Origin of the sequence: Massilia scottii (assembly GCF_030846495.1) — a bacterium.
GTDB classification, from domain to species: Bacteria; Pseudomonadota; Gammaproteobacteria; order Burkholderiales; family Burkholderiaceae_D; genus Telluria_A; species Telluria_A violaceinigra.
Map to the genome: position 1 here is coordinate 1 of NZ_JAVCWM010000006.1, position 23135 is coordinate 23135.

Here is a 23135-nt window from a genome sequence, read left to right on the forward strand (position 1 = left end):
AAAATCCAGCAACGTCAACGCCACCACCTTGGTCGCCTTGCGCAAATCCTCCAGCGCCAGGCGTTCATCGGCTTTCTTCGCATTCGACTCCGGCACCGTACGCGGCCCCGCGCCATACAGCACCGCCGGAATCCCGTGCTCGCCATACAAACGCGCATCGGCATACAGCGGCGTGCCCTGCGCCGTAATCGCCTCGCCGATCACCTGCCTGCCATTCTTCTGCAAGCTCGCCACCAGCTTGTCCGACCCCGGCAACGGCCGCAGCGCGTGCGACAGCAGCAGGCGCCTGATCTCGACCCGAATCCCCGGTTCGCCGCGAACGGCATCCTCGATCAGCGCCCGCACCTGCGCTTCCACCGCGACCGGATCTTCTTCCGGAATCATGCGCCGATCCATCTTCAGCACGACCTTCCCCGGCACCACGTTGGTGTTGGTGCCGCCATCGATGCGCCCCACCAGCATGGTCGGCGAATCGATGCCCGCCACCTTCGACTTGATTTTCTTCAGTTCCGGCAGCTGCCCGTAAATCGCATTCAGGATGCGCGTTGCCGCCTGCAGTGCATCGTGCCCGGTTTCGGGCATTGCGCCATGACCCGACTTGCCATGCACCGTCACTTCCAGCTGCAGGCAGGCGTTATGCGCCGTGACGATGTTGTAGCTGAAGCCCGCCGCGATGACGAAATCGGGCTTGGTCAGCTTTTGTTCGAGCAGCCAGCCCGGTCCCAGCAAACCGCCGAATTCCTCGTCGTAGGTGAAATGCAGTTCAAGGCCGCCCTTGAGCGGCACGCCCAGCGCTTCGAGCGCGCGCACAGCGAAAATATACGTCGAAAAATCGCACTTCGACACCGCAGCCGCGCGCCCGTAAATGAAACCATCTTCCACCACGCCGCCATACGGCGGATGCACCCAGCCTTCGCCCGGCGGCACCACGTCGCCATGCGCGTTGAGCGCAATGGTCGGCCCGCCTGCCGCATAGGGCCGGCGCACGATCAGGTTGGTGATGCTCTCCATGCCGTAGTCGCGCACCGCCTGCGCCGGCACCGCATGCTTCTCGGCGCTCCAGCCGAATGCTTCCACCATCGTGGCCACGGCATCCGCGTGCGGTGCATTGTTCCCCGGCGGCGTATCGGTTGGAATGCGGATCACCTGCTGCAAAAACGCCACCTGTTCGTCGAAGTGGGCGTCGATCCAGTCAATCAGTTTTTCTTGTGCTTGCATTGTCATTCCCGTTATTCCTATTTAGCGCCGGCTTCAAACCACGCGGCGACCTGCGCGCGCTCGGCATCGGTCATATTGGTCAGGTTCGCAATCGGCATGGCCTTGAGCTGTACCGACTGCTGGTAAATCTTCGCTGCGTTCTGGCGAATCAGTTCCGCGTTGTGCAGCATGACGCCGGCCGGCGCACTGGCAAACCCGGGCTGGGTCGGACGCTCGGCGTGGCACGTCGCGCAGCGCTGAATGACGATGGCCTGCACCTGCGCGAACTGCGCCGCCGGATCGACGCCCGCGGCCGCAGCGGCAGGCGCCTTGGGCGCGATAGCAATGGCTACCGCCAGCAGCAGCGCCACGCCGGCTACCGGATACTTCCACTCCACGCGGCCCTTGTGGCGCAGGTTGAAGAAGTGGCGGATCAATACGCCCGCCGCCATGATCCCGGCCAGCACCGCCCACGCATGCTCGTGGCGGTACGTCATGGCGTAGTGATTGCTGATCATGATGAACAGGACCGGCAGGGTGAAGTAGTTGTTATGGACGCTGCGCTGCTTGGCCTTGAGGCCGTGAACCGGGTCCGGCTTCTGGCCGGCCATCATCGCGGCCACCATCTTGCGCTGCCCCGGAATGATCAGCATCAGCACATTGGCCACCATCATGGTGCCGATCATCGCGCCCACGTGGATGTAGGCGGCGCGCCCGCTCAGGTATTTGTTCAGCACATACGCGCTGGCGACCAGGAACAGGAACATCACAATCCCGAACGGCAGGTCGCGCTTGCCGAGCGGGGAGCGGCACAGCAGGTCGTACACCGTCCAGCCGACTACCAGGCTGCCGATACCGATGCCGATCGCCTGCAAGGAACTCAGGTCCGCCACGGCCTTATCGACCATCATCGCCTGCGCGTTGAAGTAGTAGACGATGGTGAGCAGCGCAAATCCGGACAGCCAGGTCGAATAGGCTTCCCATTTGAACCAGTGCAGCTCCTTCGGCAGTTCGGCCGGCGCCACCAGGTATTTTTGCGGGTTGTAGAAGCCGCCGCCATGCACCGCCCACAATTCGCCCGACACGCCCTTGTCGGCCAGGTCGGAACCCGGCGCCGGAGGGCGGATGGTGTTGTCCAGCCAGACGAAATAGAACGAGGCGCCAATCCAGGCGATGCCGGTGATAAGGTGCAGCCAGCGCACGATGAGGTTGAGCCATTCGAGGCCGTAGGGGATCAGGTATCCGAACACTTCCATGGGGTTCCTTGTTGCGTGGGCTGCGGCGATAGTAGCGCGAATTTACCCAAGATAAACTGATTCAAGTGCGACAACATGAAATATGGCGTATATTCGACATACTCGAATTCATATACATACCGATGTCCAGCCTTCCCCAACACCTCGACCTGCACCTGATCCGCATTTTGTACCTGCTGCTGGTCGAAAAAAACGTCTCGCGCGTGGCGCTCAAGCTCAATCAGCCGCAGCCCTCGATCTCGGCATCGCTGCGCAAACTGCGCGAGCTGACCGGCGACCCGCTGCTGGTGCGCGGAGCACGCGGCATGGTGCCGACCCAGCACGGCGAAAGCCTGCTCAAGCCGGCCAAGCGCATCCTCGACGAAACCGAAAGCCTGTTCGTCAAAAAATCGCCCTTCATGCCGCAGGAAGAAGCGCGCACCTTCCACATCGCCGCGCCGGATTACCTCGACAGCCAATTTTTGCCGAATGTGGTGGCGGCGCTGCGGCGCGGTTCGCCCAACAGCCGCGTGGTGATCCACAGCCTTGGCGGCGGCGTGGACTACATCCGCATGCTGTCGGACGGCGACATGGACCTCGTCATCGCCAATTGGGACGAGCCGCCCGCGCACCTGCACATTTCCAAGCTGTTCGAGGACCCGATCATCTGCACCATGCGCGCCGACAGCCCGTACGCCAAACGCACGGCCAGCGATGCGATGACGATCGAAGACTACCTGACCCTGCCCCACGTGGCGCCATCGCAGATGCTGCCCGGTTACCATGGTGTCATCGACTCCTTCCTCGAACGCCAGGGCATGCAGCGCAAGGTGGCGGTGGAATCGGCCTATTTCGGCCTGATTCCGTATATGCTGACGCAGACCGACCTGGTACTGACCACCGGGCGCCAGTTCATGCGTTTTTACGAAAAGACGCTGCCGCTCAAGAGCTTCACGGTGCCGGTGAAATTCCCGCCGATGCGGTTTTACCAGTTGTGGCACGAACGCGTGCACCAGGCACCCGAACACAAATGGCTGCGCGACCAGGTCAGTGCCGCGGCCAAGGCGCTGGTGCAGAAGTAGCGATAGCGGTTATCAGCTGGCTCGTATGTGTACAACGCAGCCAGCGCTTATGATCGGTAATCAAAGATGGAATACGCATAACATGACTACACTGACGGATTTGAACAGCTGCGACGCGGCGGCCTTTGTCGACACCCTGCGCGGCATTTACGAACATTCGCCATGGATTCCGGAACGCGCATTGTCCGCACGTCCGTTCGCGACCGTGACGGCGCTCAAGTACGCGCTGCAAACGGCAGTGACCAAGGCCAGCGTCGACGAACAGCTTGGCCTGATCCGCGCCCACCCCGAACTGGCCGGCAAAGCCGCCATCGCCGGTGAACTGACGCAGGAGTCGACCAATGAGCAGGCCAAGTCCGGCCTGAACCTGTGCAGCGCGGAAGAATACGCGACCCTGCACAAGCTCAATGCCGACTACAACGCGCGCTTCGGCTTTCCGTTCATCCTCGCGGTCAAGGGCCCGGACGGCAACGGCCTGACCCGGCGCGCCATCATCGACACCTTCACGCGGCGCCTGAAAAACCAGCGCCCCGACGAGATGGCCGAATGCCTGCGCCAGATTCACCGCATCGCCGAACTGCGCATCAACGACCTGCTCAAACTGACGCCTGTATTCGGTCCCACCGTGATGCAATGGGCCGAAACCATCGGCGCATGGAGCGAGGCGGATGATGGCCTGACTTGCTCCTACATGACCGGCGTGCACCAGCGCACCGCGGCGCAACTGGCCGAATGGATGCGCGACGCCGGCATGGAAACCTGCATCGATGCCGTGGGCAACGTGGTCGGGCGCTATCTGTCGGCCGACCCGGATGCGAAGACGCTGATGACCGGCTCGCACTATGACACCGTGCGCGACGGCGGCAAGTACGACGGGCGCCTCGGCATCCTGCTGCCGATTGCGGTGGTGCGCCACCTGCACGAACGCGGCGAACGCCTGCCCTATCACCTCGAAGTGGTTGGCTTCGCCGAGGAAGAAGGCGTACGTTTTCGTAGTACCTTCTTGGGCAGTAACGCGGTGATCGGACAGTTCGACATGGCGCTGCTGGAGCAGGTCGACGCCGACGGCGTCACCATGCTGCAGGCGCTGACAGCCGCTGGCCACCATCCCGGCGCGATTGCCTCGATTGCGCGCAATCCTGATGATCTGCTGGGTTTTGTGGAAGTGCATATCGAACAGGGGCCAGTGCTGCTGGAGCGCGGCCTGGCGGTAGGCGTGGTGACGGCGATTGCCGGCAGCTCGCGCTATCTGGTCGACCTGACAGGACTCGCCAGCCACGCGGGCACCACGCCCATGAACATGCGCAAGGATGCCGCTGCCGCCGCGGCGGAGATCGTGCTGCTGGTGGAGCGGCGCTGCAGCGGCGCCGGGTCGCTGGTGGGCACGGTGGGACAGCTGCAGGTGCCGAATGGATCGGTGAATGTGATTCCTGGCCACTGCAAGCTGTCGCTGGACATCCGCGCTGCGGACGACGCTGTGCGCCATGCGGCGGTCAAGGAGATATTGGACGGCATCGAGGCGATCTGCGGACGGCGTCATGTGGAAGTGGAGGTGCAGCAGATCGTGTCGGCACCGGCCGCGCCATGCGCGTCAACGCTGATGGATCAACTGGGCGATGCAATCGAACGCGCCGGCCTGCCGCGTTATGACCTCGCCTCAGGTGCGGGGCACGATGCGATGGCAATGGCGAAGATTACCGATGTGGCGATGTTGTTCACAAGGTGCGGGAACGGGGGCATCAGCCATAACCGGCTTGAGACGATGACGGCGGATGATGCGGAACTGGCGGCGCAAGTGCTGCTAGACTTCCTGCGCAGCCTCACATAGCTCCGTCGTTCCCGCGCTAAGGCGTCAGCACCACCTTCCGGCACTCATCCTCTTTTTTATCGAACATCTTGTATCCCTCCGCCGCCTGCGACAGGTTCAGGCGATGCGAGATGATCGCATTCGGATACAGCTTGCCTTCCTCGATAAACTTGAGCAGTTCCGGCATGTGCTTCTGCACGTGCGTCTGGCCGGCCTTGATCCCGATCCCCTTCTCGAAGATATCGCCAAACAGGAAGCCGTGAATGAACCCGGCATACAAGCCAGGCACGCTCACCGTTCCGCCGCGCCGCACAGCTGCGATACACTGGCGCAGCGCCTTGCCGCTGCTGCCTTCGAGTTTCAGGTTGGTCATCACGGTTTCCACCGTACTGCCCTTGGCCTCGAAGCCGACCGCCTCCACCACGCCGTCGACCCCGCGCGCATCGGTGTGATCGAGAATGAACTCCGCAGCGTCGCAGTCGTCGAAATTGATCGGAATGACGCCATACGTCTTGCGCGCGAATTCAAGCCTGAACGCGTGATGATCGACCATGAAGATTTTCTCGATCCCCAGCATGCGCGCACTGGCCGCCGCCATCTGCCCCACCGGCCCGGCACCAAAAATCGCCAGGCTGCCGCCCTTGCCCACGCCGGTATTGAGCACGGCCTGATACCCGGTCGGCAGAATATCGCTCAAGAAGAGCACCTGCTCGTCGGCCAAGGTCAGCGGAATCTTGATCGGGCCGACGTTCGCTTTCGGCACCCGCACGTATTCGGCCTGCCCGCCCGGCACGCCGCCATACAGATGACTGAACCCGAACAACGCCGCGCCCGAGCGCAGGCTTTTCTTGTTCATGATCGAACCACGATCGGGATTGGTCGTCTCGCACGCGGAGTACAGATCCATATCGCAGAAAAAGCAGCTGCCGCACGCGATCACGAACGGCACGACCACGCGGTCGCCCTTCTGCAGCGTGGTGACGTTGGGCCCCGTCTCGACGACTTCGCCCATGAATTCATGGCCCAGGATATCGCCGCTTTTCATCGCCGGGATCTTCCCGCGGTACATGTGCAGGTCCGATCCGCAGATGGCGGTGGCAGTCACTTTCAGGATGATGTCGTCCGGATCCTGCAAAATCGGATCGGGAACGTTATCAACCTTGACGTCGTTGCTGCCGTGATAGGTTAAAGCGCGCATGAACTGTCCTCCTCATGGAAAAGGACAGCGTAACAAGCAAAATCCCATGCACGAATCAGCAGAGTTCGTACGTGCCAGTAGGAGAATGCCGACGCGATTTCTTAACTGAAATTATGAGGACACGATTTTCGCGCGTTCCAGCATGGCATGCAGCAACACATTGCAGCCCGCTTCAAGGTGGTCGGACTTGGCATCCTCGATTTCGTTGTGGCTGATGCCGTCCTTGCAGGGCACGAAAATCATCCCGGCGGGCGCAAGGCGGGCGGCGTAGATGGCGTCGTGGCCGGCGCCGGACACCACGTCCATCGTGGAGTATCCGAGTCTGGCGGTCGCCTCGCGCACCGCACCCACGCAATCCGGATGGAATGGGCAAGGCGGATAGTACGACACGCGCTCGATCGAAATGGCCAGCCCGGAGTCGCTGCGCGTCTTGCCGATAAATGCCAGCATTTCTTCATGCATGGTGTTGAGCAGTTCATCGTTCACGTTGCGCAGGTCGATGCTGAATTTGACCTCGCCGGGGATCACGTTGCGGCTGTTGGGGAACACCTGCACCATGCCGACCGTGCCACGGCCATACGGCGGATAACGGTTCGCGATCTTCACCACCTCCTGCATGATGTAGGTGGAGACCTGCATCGCATCCTTGCGCAGGCCCATGGGCGTGGGGCCGGCGTGCGCCTCCATGCCGGTGACCACGCAGTCGTACCACGACAGTCCCATCACGGCCGGAACCACGCCGATCACCTTGTCGGCGTCTTCGAGTACCGGGCCCTGTTCGATATGGGTTTCAAAGTAGGCGCCGATGGGGTGCTGGCCGGGGACCTGCTCGCCCATGTAGCCGATGCGCGCCAGTTCATCCTTGACGCTTTTGCCTTCGGTGTCCTTGGCGGCGTAGGCCGTCTCCAGGCTGAAGGCGCCGCAGAAGACGCCCGAGCCCATCATCACGGGCACGAAGCGCGAGCCTTCCTCGTTGGTCCAGAAGGCCACTTCAACCGGCGCTTCGGTAGTGATGCCCTGGTCATTCAGGGTACGCACGACCTCCAGGCCGGCCAGCACGCCGTAATTGCCATCGAATTTGCCGCCGGTGGGCTGGGTGTCGATATGGCTGCCGGTCATGATCGGGGGCAGCGATGGATTGCGGCCTTCGCGGCGCATGAAGACATTGCCGATCTGGTCGACCGTGATCGACATGCCGGCTTCCTTCGCCCAGCCGACGACGAGGTCGCGGCCCTGCTTGTCGAGGTCCGTCAAGGCGAGGCGTTTGACGCCGCCTTTTGGCGTGGCGCCGATTTTGGCCAGTTCCATCAGCGAGGCCCACAGGCGCTCGCCGTTAATGCGCAGATCGTTCATTGATCACTCCAAAAATTGAAGACATGCGACGGGAGGTCAGGCATGGGTCTTGGTGAATGCAGGGCGGTCCACATGCCGCCCGGCGCCCGCCACCGCGCGCAGCTCGCCCTTGGCAAACACCACGTTCCCCGCATGCAGGGTATGCGAAGGAATGCCCTTCACGGTGCGCCCTTCGAACACGTTGAAGCCGCCCTTGGCAAACTGCGTGCCGGCCGAAATGGTGCGCGTGCCTTCCGGGTCCCACACCACCAGGTCGGCATCCGCGCCCACCGCCACCACGCCCTTGCGCGGGTACATATTGAAAATCTGCGCCGCGTTCGCGGACGTTACGCGCACAAATTCCGATGGCGTCAGCATCCCCGAATTGACACCAGCGTCCCACACCACCGACATGCGGTCCTCGACGCCGCCGCAGCCGTTCGGGATCTTGGTGAAATCGTCCTGCCCCGCCGCTTTCTGCTCGGCGCAGAAGGTGCAGTGATCGGTCGCCGTCGTATGCAGGTTCCCGCCGCGCAGGCCCTGCCACAGCGCGGCCTGATGATGCTTGCTGCGAAACGGTGGGCTCATCACGTGCCCGCGCGCGAATTCCAGATCCGCGCTCTGGTACACGCTGTCGTCGATCACCAGGTGTCCCGCCAGGGCCTCGCCGTACACGCGCTGGCCTTTTGCCCGCGCACGCGCAATCGCATCGAGCGATTCGGCGCACGACACGTGCACGATGTACACCGGCGTCCCGAGCACGTTGGCAATCGCAATGGCGCGGTTGGCGGCCTCCGCTTCCACCTCGGGAGGACGCGAGAGCGGATGCGCGCTCGGGCCGGTGATGCCTTTCCTGAGCAGGTCCTGCTGCAGCTGGAAAACCAGTTCGCCGTTCTCGGCGTGCACGGTCGGAATCGCGCCCAGTTCCAGGGCGCGCGTGAAGCTGCGCACCAGCGTTTCGTCATCCGCCATGATGGCGTTCTTGTAAGCCATGAAGTGCTTGAAGCTGTTCACGCCATGATCGCGCACCAGCACACCCATTTCCTCGTGCACCTTGTCGCTCCACCAGGTCACCGCCACGTGAAAGGTATAGTCGCCTGCGGACTTCGCGGCCCAGCCGCGCCAGGTGTGGTACGCCTCCAGCAAGGATTGCTGCGGATTGGGAATGACGAAGTCCATGATGGTCGTGGTGCCGCCTGCAAGGCCAGCGGCGGTTCCGGTAAAGAAGTCGTCGGCGGTCACGGTGCCCATGAACGGCAGCTGCATGTGGGTGTGGGTGTCGATCCCGCCCGGCATGACGTACTGGCCGCTGGCATCGATCACCGTCGCATTGGCGGGCGCATCGAGCTTCTCGCCGATGGCGACGATCTTGTCGCCGTCGGTGAGTACATCGGCGCGAAACGCGCGGTCTGCATTGACGACCGTGCCGCCGCGGATAATCGTGGTCATAAATCTCTCCTGTAAGGCAAACAGATACTCAGGCACGGGCCACGGTGCTGAGGGTGGGCAGCGCCTTCCCCTTCATCATCACGCCGTACACCAGTGCGGAAATGGTGATCCCGACGAACCACGCATATGTATACAGTGTCTTGAACACCGCGCCAACGTCCGGGAACGACGCCGGAAAGGCCGCATTCAGGAAGCCCGGAATATTCGGCGCCACGCCGAGAACGAAGGCGACAATCGCGGCCACGTTCCAGCCGTTCCCGTACGAGTAGACGCCATCATCGCGGTACAAGTCGGTGACATCGAGTTCGGTCTTGCGGATGAAGTAGTAATCGATGATCAGGATGCCGGCGATAGGCCCGAGCAGCGCCGAGTAGCCGATCAGCCAGGTGAAGATATAGCCTTCGGTCGATTCGAGGATCTTCCAGGGCATCATCACCAGCGCGATGCCCGCCGTGATGTAGCCGCCGGCGCGGTAGGTGATGTGTTTCGGCGCCAGCGCCGAAAAGTCGTAGGCCGGGCCAACCAGGTTGGCGGCAAGGTTGACGCTGACGGTATCGACCAGCAGCACGATCAGCGCAATCAGCACGGCGATGCCGGTCATGCGGCTGGCCAGATCCACCGGGTCCCAGATCGCCTTGCCGTACAAAACCACCGTGGCCGACGTCACGATCACGGCCAGCGCTGCCAGCAGCCCCATTGGCACCGGCAGCCCGACCGACTGGCCGATGATCTGGTCGCGCTGGGTTTTGGCGAAGCGCGTGAAGTCGGGGATGTTCAGCGCCAGCGTGGCCCAGAAACCCACCATGGCGGTCAGCGACGGCCAGAAGGTGGACCAGAACTGGCCTGCTTTCTTGCCGCCTTCGACGAACTGCGACGGCTGTTCGAGCAGCGGACCGAATCCGCCGGCTTTGTTGTAGACCCAGCCAAGCAGCACGAAGCAGATGAGGATCTTGAGCGGCGCGGTCCAGGTTTCGAGTTTGCGGATCGATTCCATGCCGTGCACGATGTAGTAGAACTGAATGGCCCAGAACGCGAGAAAGCACAGGAGCTGCATGCCGTTGATGCCGAGACCCGCGATTTTCGCGCCGCCGATTTCGGCCCCCATCATCACGCCGAGCAGCGTGTAGATCATGCTGCCGCCGAACCAGGTCTGGATGCCATACCAGCCGCAGGCGACGATGGCGCGCATCAGGGCGGGAATGCGGGCGCCCGTGGTGCCGAAGGAGGCACGCGCCAGCACTGCGTAGGGAATGCCGTATTTGGTGCCGGCGTGCCCGATCAGCAGCATGGGCAGCAGCACGATGGCGTTGGCGAGGAAGACCGTGAGCACCGCCTGGTAGCCGGACATGCCGCCTTCGATCAGGCTGGCCGACAGGGTGTAGGCCGGAATGCACATGACCATGCCGACCCACAGGGCGGCGAAGTGATACCAGCGCCAGGTGCGCTGCGCGTCGGAGGTGGGCGCGAGGTCTTCGTTCCAGAGCTGCGTGTTGGCGGACAGGTCGTTGCTCACAGTGGTTTTCTCCTGAATGGTGACGCGACTTCGTCGTTCCCGCGCCAAGGCGGCACTCGGCGGGAACGACGGCTTTTACGGCGCGGGCTTAACTCACGACTTCGGCTCTCGGATTGCGCGGATCCTGCGTCCAGTTCATATACGCCTTCCCGGTCGGCTGCGGCACCATCGTAATACATGCCTCCACCGGACAGGTAATCTCGCACAGATTACACCCCACGCACTCGGACTTGATCACTTCATACGTGCGCGTGCCGGCCGCGTCGATCAGCTGCGCGATCGACTGGTGCGACGTATCCTCGCACGCCACATAGCACTTGCCGCATTTGATGCACTTGTCCTGATCGATCTGCGCGATCACCTGGTAGTTCATGTCCAGGTATTTCCAGTCCGTCGTATTCGGCACCGCCTTGCCCGAAAACTCCGCGATGGTCTTGTAGCCCTTCTCGTCCATCCAGCGCGACAGGCCGTCCTTCATCTCCTCCACGATCCGGAACCCGTGCAGCATCGCCGCCGTGCACACCTGCACCGAGCCTGCGCCCAAGGCGATGAATTCAGCCGCGTCGCGCCAGTTGCCGATGCCGCCGATACCCGAAATCGGCAATCCGTGCGTCTCGGGATCGCGCGCGATCTCGGCCACCATGTTCAGCGCAATCGGCTTGACCGCCGCGCCGCAGTAGCCGCCGTGCGTACTGGCGTTGCCCACGATCGGCAGCGCCACCATGCGGTCCAGGTCCAGGTGCGTGATCGAATTGATCGTATTAATCAGCGACACCGCATCGGCGCCACCCGCCTTGGCCGCGCGCGCCGGTTTGCGCACGTCGGTGATGTTCGGTGTGAGCTTGACGATCACCGGCAGCTTCGAGTGCTTCTTGCACCAGCGCGTGACCATTTCCACATACTCGGGCACCTGCCCAACCGCCGCGCCCATGCCGCGCTCCGGCATGCCGTGCGGGCAGCCGAAATTGAGCTCGATGCCGTCCGCGCCGGTCGCTTCGACCTTGGGCAAAATCTCGGCCCACAGCGCTTCCTCGCACGGCAGCATCAGCGACACGATCATCGCGCGGTCCGGCCAGTCCTTCTTCACCTGCGTGATCTCGCGCAGGTTGATCTCCAGCGAGCGGTCGGTAATGAGTTCAATGTTATTAAACCCGATCACCTCGCGGTTCTTGCCATACAAGGCCGAGTAGCGCGACGACACGTTCACCGCGGCCGGGTCTTCGCCCAGCGTCTTCCAGACCACCCCGCCCCAACCCGCCTCGAAGGCGCGCACCACGTTGTAAGCCTTGTCGGTCGGTGGCGCGGAGGCCAGCCAGAACGGATTGGGGGACTTGATGCCGCAAAATTCGATGCTCAGGTCAGCCATGGGAAGCCTCCACCTTGAATTGGATGTCATTGTGAATGGCCATCGCCGCCAGCTTGCCATGCTGGACCGCCTGAACCGTCAAATCCTGCCCGGGCGCGATGCAATCGCCGCCCGCATAAATGCCCGCCAGCGCCGTGCGGAACTGCGCGTCGACGTGAATCTTGTCGCCTTCGCGCGTGATCTGCTGCGCCATGTCGTCCGACAAGCCGACCGGGTCGATGCTCTGGCCGATGGCCTTGAACACGGCTTCGGCGGCGATCTCGATGAAGGCGCCGGTGCCGATCAGGCGGCCTTCGTCGAGACGGGTCTCTTCAAAGCGCATGCCGCGCACGCGGCCCGTTTCGTCGAGCAGCACTTCCAGAGGCGCCGCCCAGGTGCGGATGCGCACCATATTGGCCTTGGCGATATCCTGTTCGTGGTGCGTGGCGGTCATCGACTCGAAGCCGCGGCGGTACACCAGCGTCACGTCTTGCGCGCCAAGGCGCTTGAGCTGCACCGCCATGTCGATCGCCGTGTTGCCGGCGCCGATGACGATGGCGCGTTCCGGCACCGGCAGCGCCGTCAGGTCGCTGGCCTGGCGCAGGTCGGCGATGTAGTCGACCGCCGCCATCAGGCCGGGCGCATTTTCGCCCGTCAAACCAAGCTGGCGGCTGGCGTTCAGGCCCAGGCCGAGGAACACGGCATCGTACTGCGCATGCAGTTCGTGCAGCTGCAGGTTCACGCCCAAGATGTGGCCATGCCGCACTTCGATGCCGCCGATACTGAGCAAGAACTCGACCTCGCGCTGAGCGAAGTCGCCGGTCAGTTTGTACTTGGCGATGCCGTATTCATTCAGGCCGCCGGATTTTTCGCGCGCCTCATAGACGACGACATCGTTGCCCAGCATGGCCAGGCGGTGCGCGCACGACAGGCCGGCCGGCCCCGCGCCGACCACCGCGATCTTCTTGCCGGTGCGTTCGGCGCGCTGGAAGGGATAGGCCTTGAAGGAAGCGTGATCGAGCGCGTACCGCTGCAGCAGGCCGATTTTGACCGGCTGGCCTTCCTCGTCGTGATTGCGCACGCAGGCGTCTTCGCACAGGATCTCGGTGGGACACACGCGGGCGCAGCTGCCGCCCAGGATGTTCTGCTTGAGGATGCCCGCCGCCGCGCCGTTGATGTTCTTGTCGTGGATATTGCGGATAAAGCTGGCCACGTCGATCTCGGACGGACAGATGCGGGTACACGGCGCGTCGTAACAGTACAGACAGCGCGCGCTTTCGATGGCGGCCTGGCGCTCGGTCAGCGCCGGCGCGAGATCGGTGAACTGTTCGGCCAGTGCGCTGCTGGAGCCGGCCGCATGCGGCAGGTGCTTGAGAGATTCGATCATTTTACATCCCTGTTTTTATAATGTGTTCACCCACTCGCTTGCGGGGTTTTCTACTTCATCTGTGGAAAAGCAAATTCCACGCCAGCACTCGCCGTGTTCGGCCAGCGCTGCATCACCGCCTTGTGCCGCGTGTAGAACCGCACGCCTTCCGGACCGTACGCATGGTGGTCGCCGAACATGCTGCGCTTCCATCCACCAAAACTGTTGAACGCCATCGGCACCGGCAGCGGCACATTCACACCGACCATGCCAACCTGGATCTGGCGCACGAACTCGCGCGCCGTGCCGCCGTCGCGCGTGTAGATCGCCACGCCGTTGCCGTACTCGTTGGCGTTGATCAGATTGACCGCCGTGGCCACGTCCGGCGCGCGCAGCACGCACAGCACCGGGCCGAAAATCTCTTCCTTGTAGATCGTCATATCGGGCGTCACATGATCGAACAGCGTGCCGCCCACGAAGAAGCCGTTCTCGCGTTCCACCACCTTGCAGTTGCGCCCATCGACCACCAGGGTCGCGCCCTGCTCCACGCCCTCGCCGATCAGACGCTCGATGCGTTCCTTGGCGGCCGCACTGACCACCGGCCCCATTTCGGCATCATGCGCCATGCCGTCGCGGATCTTGAGCGCGGCGGTGCGTTCGCCCAGTGCGCCAATGAGCTTGTCGCCGGCGTCACCCACCGCCACCACCACCGAAATGGCCATGCAGCGCTCGCCGGCCGAACCGAAGGCCGCCCCGATCAGGGCATCGGTCGCCATCTCCATGTCGGCGTCGGGCATGACCACCATATGGTTCTTGGCTCCGCCCAGCGCCTGCACCCGCTTGCCGGCCGCGCTGCCGCGCGCGTAGATATACTCGGCGATCGGGGTCGAGCCGACGAAGCTGATCGCCTGAACATCGCGATGATCGAGCAGCGCGTCGACCGTGACCTTGTCGCCCTGGACCACGTTGAACACGCCGTCCGGCAGGCCCGCTTCCTTGAGCAGCCGCGCGTGCAGCAGCGACGCCGACGGATCGCGCTCGGACGGTTTCAGCACGAAGGTATTGCCGCAGGCGATCGCCACCGGGAACATCCACATCGGCACCATCACCGGAAAGTTAAACGGCGTGATGCCCGCCACCACGCCAAGCGCCTGGCGCATCGACCAGGCATCGATGCCGCGCGAAATCTGGTCGGTGAACTCGCCCTTGAGCAGTTGCGGAATGCCGACCGCGAATTCCACCATCTCGATACCACGCGCCACTTCGCCCTGCGCGTCGGAAAACGTCTTGCCATGTTCGCGCGTGAGCATGGCCGCGAAATCGTCGGTATGCGCCTGGCATAGTTGCAGGTACTTGAAAAGGACCCGCGCGCGCGTCAGCGGCGGCGTGGCGGACCATGACGGAAAGGCCGCGGCGGCGGCGGCGACGGCGGCATCCACATCGTCCGCGGTGCCCAACGCCACCCGTGCGCATGGCTCGCCCATGGCAGGATTGAAGACATCGGCATAGCGGCCGCTGGCCGTATCGACTTTGGCGCCGTTGATGAAGTGGGTGATGGTGTCGAGATTGCTCATGGGGTCAGTCCAGGTTTTTGAGGATGGTTGCCAGCTTGCCGAACAACTCGTCGATGTGCTTCTTCTCGAGCACCAACGGTGGCGACAGGGCGATGATGTCGCCCGTCGTGCGAATCAACACGCCGTCGGCAAACGCCTTTTTAAAGGCGCTGAACGCGCGCGCGCCGGGTTTGCCGTCGATGGCGGCGAGCTCGATGCCCGCCACCAGCCCGATCGTGCGGATATCGATCACGTGCGGCAGCCCCTTGAGCGAATGCACCGCGTCGGTCCAGTACTCCTGCACGGCCTTGGCGTTGTCGAGGATTTTCTGTTCCTCGAACACCTCCAGCGTGGCCAGCGCCGCGGCGCAGGCGAGCGGATGGCCCGAGTAGGTGTAACCGTGGAACAGCTCGATGCCGGCCGGACCATCCATGAAGGCGTCGTGGATATGCTGTTTGGTGAACACGGCGCCCATCGGCACCATGCCGTTGGTCAGGCCCTTGGCGCAGGTGACCATGTCCGGCTCGACGCCGAAGTAATCGAACGCGAACGGCGTGGTCAGGCGCCCGAAGCCGGTGATGACTTCATCGAAAATGAGCAGGATGCCGTGCTTGGTGCACAGTTCGCGCAGGCGCTTCAGATATCCTTTTGGCGGAATCAGCACGCCGGTGGACCCGGCCACCGGTTCGACGATCACCGCGGCGATGGTCGATGCGTCGTGCAGGGCGACGATGCGTTCCAGTTCATCGGCCAGGTTGGCGCCATGTTCCGGCTCCGCGCGCGAGTAGGCGTTCTTTTCCAGGTTGTGCGTGTGCGGCAGATGGTCGACACCCGGCAGCAGCGGCCCGAAAGTGCGGCGGTTGCCGCCGATGCCGCCGACCGAAATGCCGCCGAAGCCGACGCCGTGATAACCGCGTTCGCGCCCGATCAGGCGCGTGCGCCCCGCTTCGCCGCGCGCGCGGTGGTAGGCCAGCGCCATCTTCAGCGCCGTGTCCACCGCTTCCGAACCGGAGTTGGTATAGAAGACGTGGCCGAAACGGCGCCCGGTGTAGTCCATCAGCTTTTCAGCGAGGTCGAAAGCGGCCGGGTGGCCCATCTGGAAGGTGGGAGCGAAGTCGAGCTGGCCGACCATTTCGCGCACGGCAGCGACGATCTTCGGCTGCGCATGCCCGCACGGCACGCACCACAGGCCGGCGGTGCCGTCGAGCACGGTGTTGCCGTCGACATCCTTGTAGTACATCCCCTCGGCCGACACCAGCAGGCGCGGGTTGGCTTTGAAGTCGCGATTATTCGTAAATGGCATCCAAAACGACGACATCGATTCTGGTCTGGACTCGTTCATGCGACTCTCCAAGAGTTTTTACAACTAAAAAAATTATTTACCAGTTGGCAAAATGATGATGCAATAATAGTCAGCAGATCAACTATGGCACATATACACAAATCGCAAAACCCGCCAACCGTATCGGTGGCGCAAACAATACAGTTTGCGGCAATGCACAAAGGAAATGTGGATGGATGACAGCGACGTGCTGCATGAGGAAGTGCCTCCTGGCAATTGCGGAGATGGCTGGCCGGTGCTGGCGATCGAGCGCAGCAAGCGCGGCGGCCTGGTCGACCAGATCGTCGCGGCCATCACGCAGATGGTAAACCGGCGCGAACTGCGCGTGGGGACAAAGATGCCCTCGGTTCGACGCTTCGCAAAGTGTAATGGGGTGAGCACCTTCACGGTGGTCGAGTCGTACGACCGCCTGCTCACGCTTGGCCTGTTGAGTTCACGGCGCGGCTCGGGCTTTTTCGTCGCCCGCAGCGAGGCGGCCAGCGCGCCGCAGCAACTGGCGCTGCAAGCGACGCCCGCCGCCATCGACGCCCTCACCCCCGAACTGTATTCCGGCGTGTCGGACGCGCTGCCGGTCGGTGCGGGCTGGCTGCCGCCCGAATGGTATGGCGACGACACGGTGCTCGACGCGGTGCGCCACGCGATGAAAATTCCGGCCAGCCGCCTGCGCGGCTACGGCCATCCGCTCGGTTTCCCCACCCTGCGCCAGCACATGGCCGCCACCCTGGCCGACGATCTGTTCGCGGCCAGCCCGGACCAGATTTTGCTCACCCACGGCGCCACCCACGGGTTCGACCTGATCCTGCGCACGCTCACCAAGCCGGGCGACACGGTGTTTGTCGAAGATCCGGGCTACAGCAACCTGCTCTCCTTGATCCGCCATCACGGCTGCATCGCGGTCGGCATTGAGCGCGGGCCGGACGGACTCGATATGGAGGTCCTGATGGCGCAGGCGGCGGCGCTCCAGCCCAAGCTCATGTTCGTCAACACCGTGCTGCAAAATCCGCTCGGCACCTCGCTCACCCAAGCGCAGGCGCACCGGCTGCTGCTGGCCGCCGAGCAGTTCGACTTCTGGCTGGTGGAAGACGACATCTACCGCGAACTGGCCGCCGGTGGGGATGCTTCGCTTGCCGCCATGGACGGCTTGCGGCGCGTGATCCGGGTCGGCAGTTTTTCCAAGACCCTCTCGCCGGTGCTGCGGGTCGGCTCGATCTGCGCATCGAATTCGCTCATTCCCGAACTGCTGCGCGTGAAAATGCTGACCGGGCTGACCACGTCCGAGATCAACGAGCGCGCCGTGTACCACGCCATCTCCGCGCGGCCCTACAAGCGCATGCTCGAACGCCTGACCGACCAGTTGCAGTCGGGCCGCGAGCGCACCATCGAACGCCTGCGCGAGGCGGGCATGGAGCCGCTGGCGCGGCCGCGCGGCGGCATGTTCGTCAGCGCCGGCTGGCCGGTGGCGCCCACGCCGGAGTTCAACGGCAAAGTCATCGCGGACCGCGCGCTGCGCTCCGGCATCCTGCTCTCGCCGTACGAATTTTTCATGCTGCGCCCGTCCCCGAGCATCTGGTTCCGCTTCAACGTGGCGTATGCCGCCGATGCGCCCCAGCTGATCCAGTTCCTGCAATCGCAACGCTGAAAGTCACCATGGCCGCCACCAAGACCGTCACCGTACCGCGTAGCGCCGCCGTCAAGCGCCGCGTCCTCAATCGCGACAAGCTCGAAGCCGACATCGCCGACGTCGCCGTGCGCGTGTTCGCCGAATGCGGCTACGAGGGCACCTCGATCGCCACCATCGCCGAGCAGGCCGGCCTGTCGAAGCAGAACCTGATGTACTACTTTCCAACCAAGCAGGCGCTGTACGAGCGCGTGCTCGATGGCGTGCTCGATGACTGGCTGGCGCGCATGGCGACGCTGGGCGACCCGACCCAGGATCCGCGCGATGTGCTGCGCGCGTACATCCAGGCCAAGCTGCGCTTTTCGCGCGAACAGCCGTGGGCTTCGCGCGTGTATGCAATGGAAGTGATCAGCGGCGCGCAGCTGTACGGCCCGCAGATCCAGAGCCGTGTGGTGCCGCTGCTGCGCAAGGATATCGAGGTGTTCGAGCGCTGGATCGGCGAAGGCCGCATCGGCCCGATCAACGCCACCCATCTGCTGTTCGCCATCTGGGCGATGACGCAGTCGTATGCCGATTTTTCGGCGCAGATGGCACTGGTGCTGAACCGCAAACAGCTTTCGCGCAAGGATTTCGACGACGCCGAGGCCATGATCACCCATATGGTGCTGTCGGCGGTCGCCATCGCGGACCCACGGCCAGCTCACGTATGATTGCAGCCCCGGACACACCTCCTGAAAGCATAACGACACCATCATGGATTCCTATATCGAAGTAACCGGCCAGTCCTCGCTGGTCGAACAAGTGACCACGTACCGCGCCGACCTGTCGCTGTCGGTGCGCGCGGCGCATGCCGATACCGCCATCAGCGAAGCCGGCGCGCTGCGCGACGATTGCATTCGCGTCCTCAAAAGCTCGGGCATCGACCCCGACGAAATGAGCGAGGGCGGCAACGCCATCTGGCAGCCGTGGTTCTGGAAAAAAAGCAAACCGGGGCAGGAACGCACATTCAAGATTCTGATTACCTGTTCGGAAGCGAAACGCCTGTACACCGCGCTCGACGCGCTGCAACCGATTTTCGAGCACCAGCGCTATACCCTGAGCGTGTCGATGCTTAAGCCGCAATTCGAAGCATCCGACGCCGAGCGCGCGCAAGCCCACGCGGCGGCGCTTGCCGACGCACGCGGCAAGGCGCAGCTCATCGCATCGGAATCCGGTGTCCGGCTGTCGTTCATTTCGCAGGTCGAGGAATTAGGGGCGGCGGTCGGTCGTTCCGGCGCCTACGGCGATGAGGACTGGGGCGGCATGTACGCGGCCGGTGCGGCCTCGATGGGCGATGGCGAACCGCCCTACGTCGAACTCGAAGGCGCGAAGCGCATCAGCAAAATACGCTATCGCGTGCGCTTCGGCATTATTGCTGCCGAGACTGGCAAGCCCGCCGTTTAAGCCAATCTCATCAATTGCGCCGCCCTTGCGATGCCACAGGGCGGCGCGCTAGCGCAGGTCTACCGTTACAAATGCAGACGACCAACCAGCCCGCTGGTTCCGACCGACGACCGCATTTGTGGAGGGCATCATGCCCGGACCGTATATACACATCAGCGCCATGCGCGCGACCGCCCGGGCACTCGCGCGCGGCAATTTCCAACCCGCCGGCAGCGCGCGCATCAAGCCCGAATGGACCGGCGCGGACACCGCCGAACTGGCGCGCATCATGCAGCGCCATCCCAACTTCGCCAGCCTGGGCGCGATCGGCCCTGATCTGTTTTTCTTCCTTCCGGATTTTCGCGACCAGGGGCCGTTCCCGCTATCGAGCGCCCTGATCGGGGTGCTGCGCGTGCTTGAAGGGCTGTACGACGCGCTCGACCCCTACATCGAAAAATATGAACGTTATCTCGGGCCGATCACCGAGAACGCCGCCGAGGAACTCAGTCGCCTGACCGGCGGCCTGTCCGAGAGCGTCGGCAATATCGCGGGCGAGCTGTCCGGCATCCTGATCACGGCGCTCGAAAATTTTGTCGTCACGCGCCTGGACCTGTTCGAGTTCTTTTCGCTGGGCCTGAACAAGGGCTTCGACGAGCAGGCTTTCCTGTGGTCGGACATGCTGCACTACCGCCGCACCGGCCAGTTCGCGCGCGAATTGTGGAACCAGGCGGCCAGATTCGAGTCCCAGGATCAGCAGGACAAGGCGCGCGCCTACGCGCTCGGCTACATGACGCACATCGGCACCGACGTTACCGGCCATGCGCTGGTCAACGCCATTTCCGGCGGGCCGTTCCGCCTGCACTGGCAGCGCCACCACCTGGTGGAGAACCACATGGACGCTTTCCGCTACCTGCGCGACGGCGCCGGGCCGGCACGCGGCGGCCAGTACCCGCAGCTGACCGAATCGGCGCTGTACTTCGACATCGCCTTTCGCGAGAACGACGGCGCCGGCGTGGCGCGTCCCGCCTACCCAAGCGGCAATACGCTGCGCGAAAACTGGACCCGGCGCCGCCTGCTCGACGTCGATTCTGAGCTGGCCGACCCCATCGCCAAGCTGCTGCACGAGACCATTACCGCGGTCTATTACAAGGATGGCGCGCACCCGCGCATCCTGCGCGAGGACGACGGCAAGCCGGGCGAGGACCTGATCGCTTCCTGTTACCGCCTGCTGTTCACCTTCCTCAAGATGACCACCGTTGACGGCTTCGCGCACGAACCGCCGCCACCGCCAGAGCTTTTTCCCAACCTGCAGTTCCCCACCTTTAACGATCCACAGGCCAGCGCCCCCGGCGCCGGCGACGACGACAGCAGCTGGTGGGACGACCTGCTCGACTTCATCCTCTCGATCGTCAAGATACTGCTCTACATCGTGCAGGTGGCGGTGTACCTGGCGACCCTGCCATGGGCGATCCTGGCCGATATCGCTACCTACCCGCTGCGCCTCGGCCTGTACTACGCGCTCGAACTGCCGCTGTTCCACCTGCTCAAATCGTTCCGCGCGGTGCTGGTCATGTCCGGCTACCTGCTGCCGATGGACGATGAAATCACGGTCGGGCTGATCACGGTCGGCATGCCCGATGCGCAAGCCTTTGCCGGGGTGCTGAACGACGTCGGCAACGTGCTGCCGGGTTTCGACACGCCGGTACTCGATCTGACGCCCTTCCGCGACCGGCTCTACCCGCGCGTGCATGCGGAGGACGACTTCAAGCACCCGTGGCAGTACCCGGCGGACCACGGCGTCGAACTGGCGCCCACCTTCGCCGGGCCGCACCCGCGCCGCGCCAACCCGGATGTGCTGTTCCAGAACGTGGGTCCGGACCCGCAGATCCGCGACGCGCTCGAAAGCGCAACGACACCGCAGGCGGCCGATGCGGTCGGCCCGGCCCTGCGCGCGAACCGCCACCTGGGCGATGCGGTCGTCTTTTCGAGCTATCTGATCTGGCTCAATTCGCGCCAGAATCCTCAGCCCGGCGGCGGCGCCGTGCCGCTGGTCGACTGGAACCTGGACGCGGACCGCGGCTACGGCTACCACACCTGGGACTTCGCGCGCAGCCTCACCACCCCCGGTGTTGAAGATCCCGAAGGCTTCAAGTTCCAGCCGCCGTGCACCTGGCCGTCGCAGGCAGACCCCACGACACTCCACGATCCGACGAAGCCTTTGGATATCTACTTTCTCCAAGCCGGCGTGCGCAATCCCGGCTGCGGAGTGGATGTGGGCACCGGCATCCTGGCGGCACTGGCGCGCGGGGCCACGCATGATGCGGACAGCGACGACAGCGAGAACAGCGACAGCGACAACGACAGGGGGGCATCATGAAACCATCCGACCAAGACCGCGCCTGCGCCTGCACTTGCCATGCACCAGGCGCGCCGCACGGCCCTTGCCAGCAGTGCCGCTGCGCCCGCGATCCGTGCCAGCCGCCGCGCGGGCCGGTCTGCCCGCCGCCGCCACGCTGCCCGTTTCCCGGCACCGTGGAACTGCCGCAAGCCGACGCTCCGCCGGTGGTCAAGACCGCGCCGCAGCGGCCGGAAAGCGTCAACCGTCCGCCGCAAGGCAGCCCCGCTGAAATTCCGTGGTTCCGCGGCCAGCTGCAAGGCATTCTCAAGGACGGCCCGACCTTCGGTCCGCGCAAGGATGAATTCCTGCCCTTCCTGATGATCCGCGCCAACGGCGGCGACAACGGCGCGCGTCCGCTGAACGGCGTGTTCTGGGAGTCGCCAGATATCTACGTGGTGCCCAACCAGGAAGCGGCCAGCGCGCCAGTGCAACCGGCCACGGTGGGCGGCATTGCGCGCGCCAACGCGCCCAACACCTTGTATGCGCACGTCTGGAACCTGGGCAAGGCGCCGGCGCTGCGGGTGCGCGTGGAATTTTACTGGTTCGATCCCACGCTGGGCATCTCGCGCGCCGAAGCGAACTTCATCGGCGCCACCTGGGTCGACCTCGGCAACCGCTTCAACAACGGCACCGAATGGCGCGTCGTGAACGGGCCGGATGGGCGCTACCTGAGCCACGGCTGCCACGCCATCGTCAAGTGTCCGCAAAGCTGGGTGCCGGCCTTTGTCAACGGCGGCCATGAATGCCTGGTGGTGCGGGTGCATGAACCGATTCTCGATGCTGTCTCGCCCGACCAGTTCTCGGCCCCGGCGGACCGCCATATCGGGCAGCGCAATATCGCCGTCATTCCGTCGTCCTCGCCGGCGGCGGTCGACCTGGCGCTGAACCTGGGCTATCTGGCCAACCCCGGGCCGGCCCGGATCGAAACGAGCCTCGACGCGCCGGACAGCATGGACTGGCTCAAGCTCTACACCGGCCTGGCCGATCCCGGCCTGCGCACGCCCGCCAACCCGGTGGCCTACGGGCTGCTGCCGGCAACCGTGGGCCAGGCGCGCCGGCAGCGGCTGAGCGACATTCCGTTCGAGGCGCGCCGCAAGCTGCTGCTGCCGGCCGAGGACGTGCTGCGCGGATGCGACCGGCAAGCGATTCCCTTCCACGCCAGCATCGCCGACATCAAGCGCGGCGAGGCGCAGGTACTGCGCGTGCGCCAGAAGATAGGCGGAGAAATCGTCGGCGGATATACGGTCGTGCTGATCGGACGATGACGGCGCGTGCGGC

Annotated in this window: 17 protein-coding genes; 7 read left to right on the forward strand and 10 right to left on the reverse strand. The window is 63.9% G+C overall.

The window, feature by feature from the left end:
- Together RBA41_RS09495 and RBA41_RS09500 are read right to left on the reverse strand one after the other, a co-directional pair.
- Nucleotides 1–1224: M20/M25/M40 family metallo-hydrolase (locus tag RBA41_RS09495; RefSeq protein WP_306623358.1), on the reverse strand; the 1224-nt coding region annotated here is incomplete at its 3' end.
- 11 nt (nt 1225–1235) lie between these two features.
- The gene (locus tag RBA41_RS09500) at nt 1236–2453 is read right to left on the reverse strand and encodes a urate hydroxylase PuuD (RefSeq protein WP_306623360.1); all 1218 of its coding nucleotides are present in this window, start codon (nt 2451–2453) and stop codon (nt 1236–1238) included.
- A 122-nt stretch (nt 2454–2575) separates the two neighbouring features.
- Here RBA41_RS09500 and RBA41_RS09505 point away from each other — a divergent pair, with 122 nt between their 5' ends.
- Both RBA41_RS09505 and RBA41_RS09510 read left to right on the forward strand, forming a co-directional pair.
- Nucleotides 2576–3514, forward strand: a complete 939-nt coding sequence (locus RBA41_RS09505) for a LysR substrate-binding domain-containing protein (protein WP_306623361.1) — start codon at nt 2576–2578, stop codon at nt 3512–3514.
- A gap of 82 nt (nt 3515–3596) precedes the next feature.
- Nucleotides 3597–5342, forward strand: coding sequence for an allantoate amidohydrolase (locus tag RBA41_RS09510; protein ID WP_306623362.1), 1746 nt, complete (start codon nt 3597–3599; stop codon nt 5340–5342).
- Nucleotides 5343–5358: 16 nt separating this feature from the next.
- Here the strand turns inward: RBA41_RS09510 and RBA41_RS09515 are convergent, their stop codons facing one another.
- From RBA41_RS09515 to aptA, 8 genes are all read right to left on the reverse strand, one after another.
- Complete coding sequence (locus RBA41_RS09515) at nt 5359–6519, reverse strand: zinc-dependent alcohol dehydrogenase (protein ID WP_306623364.1); 1161 nt, start codon at nt 6517–6519, stop codon at nt 5359–5361.
- Between the two features lie 111 nt (nt 6520–6630).
- A complete protein-coding gene (locus tag RBA41_RS09520; RefSeq protein WP_306623365.1) occupies nt 6631–7872 on the reverse strand; it encodes a Zn-dependent hydrolase in 1242 nt (413 codons plus the stop codon).
- A 36-nt stretch (nt 7873–7908) separates the two neighbouring features.
- Nucleotides 7909–9300, reverse strand: a complete 1392-nt coding sequence (hydA, locus tag RBA41_RS09525) for a dihydropyrimidinase (protein WP_306623366.1) — start codon at nt 9298–9300, stop codon at nt 7909–7911.
- Between the two features lie 28 nt (nt 9301–9328).
- A complete protein-coding gene (locus RBA41_RS09530; protein ID WP_306623367.1) occupies nt 9329–10813 on the reverse strand; it encodes an NCS1 family nucleobase:cation symporter-1 in 1485 nt (494 codons plus the stop codon).
- An 88-nt stretch (nt 10814–10901) separates the two neighbouring features.
- On the reverse strand, nt 10902–12179 hold the full coding sequence (gene preA, locus RBA41_RS09535; RefSeq protein ID WP_306623368.1) for an NAD-dependent dihydropyrimidine dehydrogenase subunit PreA: 1278 nt from the start codon (nt 12177–12179) through the stop codon (nt 10902–10904).
- Complete coding sequence (locus RBA41_RS09540) at nt 12172–13545, reverse strand: NAD(P)-dependent oxidoreductase (protein WP_306623369.1); 1374 nt, start codon at nt 13543–13545, stop codon at nt 12172–12174. The genes preA and RBA41_RS09540 overlap by 8 nt, the downstream gene beginning before the upstream one ends.
- Before the next feature lie 50 nt (nt 13546–13595).
- Nucleotides 13596–15098 (reverse strand): CoA-acylating methylmalonate-semialdehyde dehydrogenase, encoded by a 1503-nt coding sequence (locus RBA41_RS09545; RefSeq protein ID WP_306623370.1) that lies wholly within the window; start codon nt 15096–15098, stop codon nt 13596–13598.
- Nucleotides 15099–15102: 4 nt separating this feature from the next.
- Nucleotides 15103–16419, reverse strand: coding sequence for an omega-aminotransferase AptA (gene aptA / locus RBA41_RS09550; RefSeq protein WP_306623371.1), 1317 nt, complete (start codon nt 16417–16419; stop codon nt 15103–15105).
- A gap of 172 nt (nt 16420–16591) precedes the next feature.
- On the opposite strand from aptA, the gene RBA41_RS09555 reads away from it, so the two are divergent.
- The 5 genes from RBA41_RS09555 (at nt 16592) to RBA41_RS09575 (ending at nt 23122) form a co-directional block, all read left to right on the forward strand.
- Nucleotides 16592–18058 carry an aminotransferase-like domain-containing protein gene (locus tag RBA41_RS09555; protein ID WP_306623372.1) on the forward strand — a complete coding sequence of 489 codons (1467 nt, stop codon included), beginning with the start codon at nt 16592–16594 and terminating at the stop codon, nt 18056–18058.
- A gap of 8 nt (nt 18059–18066) precedes the next feature.
- The gene (locus tag RBA41_RS09560; RefSeq protein ID WP_306623373.1) at nt 18067–18747 is read left to right on the forward strand and encodes a TetR/AcrR family transcriptional regulator; all 681 of its coding nucleotides are present in this window, start codon (nt 18067–18069) and stop codon (nt 18745–18747) included.
- A 43-nt stretch (nt 18748–18790) separates the two neighbouring features.
- Complete coding sequence (locus tag RBA41_RS09565; RefSeq protein ID WP_306623374.1) at nt 18791–19480, forward strand: SIMPL domain-containing protein; 690 nt, start codon at nt 18791–18793, stop codon at nt 19478–19480.
- Between the two features lie 130 nt (nt 19481–19610).
- Nucleotides 19611–21836, forward strand: coding sequence for a zinc dependent phospholipase C family protein (locus RBA41_RS09570; protein WP_306623375.1), 2226 nt, complete (start codon nt 19611–19613; stop codon nt 21834–21836).
- Entirely contained in the window at nt 21833–23122 is a 1290-nt protein-coding gene (locus RBA41_RS09575) for a hypothetical protein (RefSeq protein WP_306623376.1), read from the forward strand. Before RBA41_RS09570 ends, RBA41_RS09575 begins: the two co-directional genes overlap by 4 nt.
- The last annotated feature ends 13 nt before the right edge of the window (nt 23123–23135 follow it).

What these genes read in the sequence shown, in the direction of transcription:
- aptA (WP_306623371.1), bottom strand. Translation starts at nt 16,419, where the DNA reads ATGAACGAGTCCAGACCAGAATCGATGTCGTCGTTTTGGATGCCATTT.
- RBA41_RS09545 (WP_306623370.1), bottom strand. Translation starts at nt 15,098, where the DNA reads ATGAGCAATCTCGACACCATCACCCACTTCATCAACGGCGCCAAAGTC.
- RBA41_RS09560 (WP_306623373.1), top strand. Translation starts at nt 18,067, where the DNA reads ATGGCCGCCACCAAGACCGTCACCGTACCGCGTAGCGCCGCCGTCAAG.
- RBA41_RS09515 (WP_306623364.1), bottom strand. Translation starts at nt 6,519, where the DNA reads ATGCGCGCTTTAACCTATCACGGCAGCAACGACGTCAAGGTTGATAAC.
- RBA41_RS09540 (WP_306623369.1), bottom strand. Translation starts at nt 13,545, where the DNA reads ATGATCGAATCTCTCAAGCACCTGCCGCATGCGGCCGGCTCCAGCAGC.
- RBA41_RS09555 (WP_306623372.1), top strand. Translation starts at nt 16,592, where the DNA reads ATGGATGACAGCGACGTGCTGCATGAGGAAGTGCCTCCTGGCAATTGC.
- RBA41_RS09575 (WP_306623376.1), top strand. Translation starts at nt 21,833, where the DNA reads ATGAAACCATCCGACCAAGACCGCGCCTGCGCCTGCACTTGCCATGCA.
- RBA41_RS09565 (WP_306623374.1), top strand. Translation starts at nt 18,791, where the DNA reads ATGGATTCCTATATCGAAGTAACCGGCCAGTCCTCGCTGGTCGAACAA.
- preA (WP_306623368.1), bottom strand. Translation starts at nt 12,179, where the DNA reads ATGGCTGACCTGAGCATCGAATTTTGCGGCATCAAGTCCCCCAATCCG.
- RBA41_RS09500 (WP_306623360.1), bottom strand. Translation starts at nt 2,453, where the DNA reads ATGGAAGTGTTCGGATACCTGATCCCCTACGGCCTCGAATGGCTCAAC.
- RBA41_RS09510 (WP_306623362.1), top strand. Translation starts at nt 3,597, where the DNA reads ATGACTACACTGACGGATTTGAACAGCTGCGACGCGGCGGCCTTTGTC.
- RBA41_RS09520 (WP_306623365.1), bottom strand. Translation starts at nt 7,872, where the DNA reads ATGAACGATCTGCGCATTAACGGCGAGCGCCTGTGGGCCTCGCTGATG.
- RBA41_RS09505 (WP_306623361.1), top strand. Translation starts at nt 2,576, where the DNA reads ATGTCCAGCCTTCCCCAACACCTCGACCTGCACCTGATCCGCATTTTG.
- hydA (WP_306623366.1), bottom strand. Translation starts at nt 9,300, where the DNA reads ATGACCACGATTATCCGCGGCGGCACGGTCGTCAATGCAGACCGCGCG.
- RBA41_RS09570 (WP_306623375.1), top strand. Translation starts at nt 19,611, where the DNA reads ATGCCCGGACCGTATATACACATCAGCGCCATGCGCGCGACCGCCCGG.